The 2,232-nt window shown below is 66.7% G+C and carries 2 protein-coding genes and 1 pseudogene; all 3 read left to right on the plus strand.

Annotated features, from left to right (window positions below; translation table 11 throughout):
* Positions 1 to 118 (plus strand): annotated as a pseudogene (locus JHD07_RS37405) (N utilization substance protein B); the annotation flags it as partial.
* 153 nt (positions 119 to 271) lie between these two features.
* A complete protein-coding gene (gene thiL, locus JHD07_RS37410; RefSeq protein ID WP_291631319.1) occupies positions 272 to 1,273 on the plus strand; it encodes a thiamine-phosphate kinase in 1,002 nt (333 codons plus the stop codon).
* A 271-nt stretch (positions 1,274 to 1,544) separates the two neighbouring features.
* A partial coding sequence (locus JHD07_RS37415) for a sodium/proton-translocating pyrophosphatase (protein WP_291631322.1) occupies positions 1,545 to 2,232 on the plus strand: 688 nt, incomplete at its 3' end.

Raw genomic sequence — 2,232 nt, forward strand, 5'->3', positions numbered from 1 at the left:
GTCCGAATATGTCGACGTCGCCAACGCCTTCGTCGACCGTGAGGAGACCGGCATGGTCAACGCCGTGCTCGACCAGATCGGCCGCCAGTTCCGCGGAGACGAGTTCGGGCGGGGGTAATTGAGACGACGACTTCCGCCGTAGCCGTCACCCTGAGGTGCCGGAGCGAAGCGGAGGCCTCGAAGGGCGGCGGCGTGCCGCTGAGGTCGCACCTCGGCCGTCCATCCTTCGAGGCTCGCAAGGGCTCGCACCTCAGGATGACGGGTCGGCATCGTGACACAGGACAGAACTCAGCCCTCCGGCGAAGACTCCCTCATCGCGCGTTATTTCAAGCCGCTGGCGACCGATCCCGGTGCGTTCGGCCTGGTCGACGACGCCGCGGTGCTGTCCTCATCGGGCGACGATATCGTCGTCACCACCGACGCGATCGTCGAGGGCGTGCACTATCTCGCCAGCGATCCCCCCGACACCATCGCGCGCAAGGCGCTGCGGGTAAATCTGTCCGATCTCGCCGCCAAGGGCGCACTGCCGGCCGGCTTCGTGCTGACGCTGGCATTGCGCAGCCAGGAGGATGCCTGGCTCCGTTCCTTTGCCGACGCGCTGGGCGAGGATGCCGAGAGCTTCGCGTGCCCGCTGCTCGGCGGCGACACGGTGTGGACGCCCGGCCCGCAGATGATCTCGATCACAGCCTTTGGCCGCGTGCCGAAGGGGCGGATGGTCGGCCGCACCGGCGCGAAGCCGGGCGATCGCATCCTGGTGACGGGCACGATCGGCGATGCGGCGCTCGGCCTCGACGTGCTCAAAGGCGGCGCCGCTGCCGCGGCGCTCGCGTCCGATGCAGGGGCAAGGGAAGTTTTGGTCCGGCGCTATCGGGTGCCGCAGCCGCGCAACGTGCTGGCGCAGGCCGTGCGCGACCAGGCTACCGCGGCGATGGACGTCTCCGACGGCCTCGCGGGCGACCTGGCAAAACTCTGTGCGGCGTCCGGGGTCTCCGCCTCGGTCGACGTGACGCGCGTGCCGCTCTCGGCCGCAGCCGCCGGCCTGCTCGCAGGCAACGTGGTTTGCGTCGAGACGCTGCTTGCGGGGGGCGATGACTACGAGGTGCTCTGCACCGCTGCGCCGGCGCAGAGCGAGGCGCTGATTGCCGCGGGGCAGGCCACGGGCGTTGCCGTCACCGCGATCGGCACGATCGTGGAGGGTCACCAGCGGCCGCGCTTCCTGGATGGGCAGGGCCAGGAACTGTCCTTGACGCGGCTGTCCTACAGCCACTTCTAAGAATTGCAAACCGGCATCCTGGTTCTGGGCACTTTGTTCTTGCCACTTGTTCTTGCACTCGTTCTTGGCAGTTCAGCCTAAATACCTGCCGAGATCGGCGGTTTCGGCCCGATCCGGCGTTGCACCCTCAATTTGATTTTGGCAAGGTTGCCGCCGACTGAAGCCGCCCCTTTTGGGCAAGGGGCGGCTTTGTTCGAAATCAAGGCGCCGCACCGCACGACGGACAACAAAAGGCGCCGGGGGTACATCAAGGATCTGAGGCAAACATCATATGACAGCATTATGGTTGATAGTGCTCTGCGGAGTGCTTTCCGTCGTCTACGCGATTTGGGCGACGTCTTCGGTGTTGGGCGCGGATGCGGGGTCGCCGCGCATGCAGGAAATTGCGGGAGCCGTGCGCGAAGGCGCACAGGCCTATCTCCGGCGCCAGTACACCACGATCGGTATCGTCGGAATCGTCATCTTCGTGTTGCTTGCCTATTTCCTCGGGCTCTACGTCGCGATCGGTTTCGCCATCGGCGCCATCCTGTCCGGCGCCGCGGGCTTCATCGGCATGAATGTCTCGGTCCGTGCCAATGTGCGCACCGCCCAGGCCGCGACGACCTCGCTCGCCGGCGGCCTCGAACTCGCATTCAAGGCGGGGGCCATCACCGGGCTGCTGGTGGCGGGCCTGGCGCTGCTCGGTGTGACGCTTTATTTCGCCTTCCTGGTCCATTCGCTGAATCTTGCGCCTGACAGCCGTGTCGTGGTGGACGCCCTGGTGGCGCTCGGCTTCGGTGCCTCGCTGATTTCGATCTTCGCCCGTCTCGGCGGCGGCATCTTTACCAAAGGTGCGGACGTCGGCGGCGATCTCGTCGGCAAGGTCGAGGCCGGCATCCCCGAGGACGATCCGCGCAACCCCGCGACCATCGCCGACAACGTCGGCGACAATGTCGGCGACTGCGCCGGCATGGCCGCCG

The sequence above is a fragment of the Bradyrhizobium sp. genome (assembly GCF_016462955.1).
Taxonomy (GTDB): domain Bacteria; phylum Pseudomonadota; class Alphaproteobacteria; order Rhizobiales; family Xanthobacteraceae; genus Bradyrhizobium.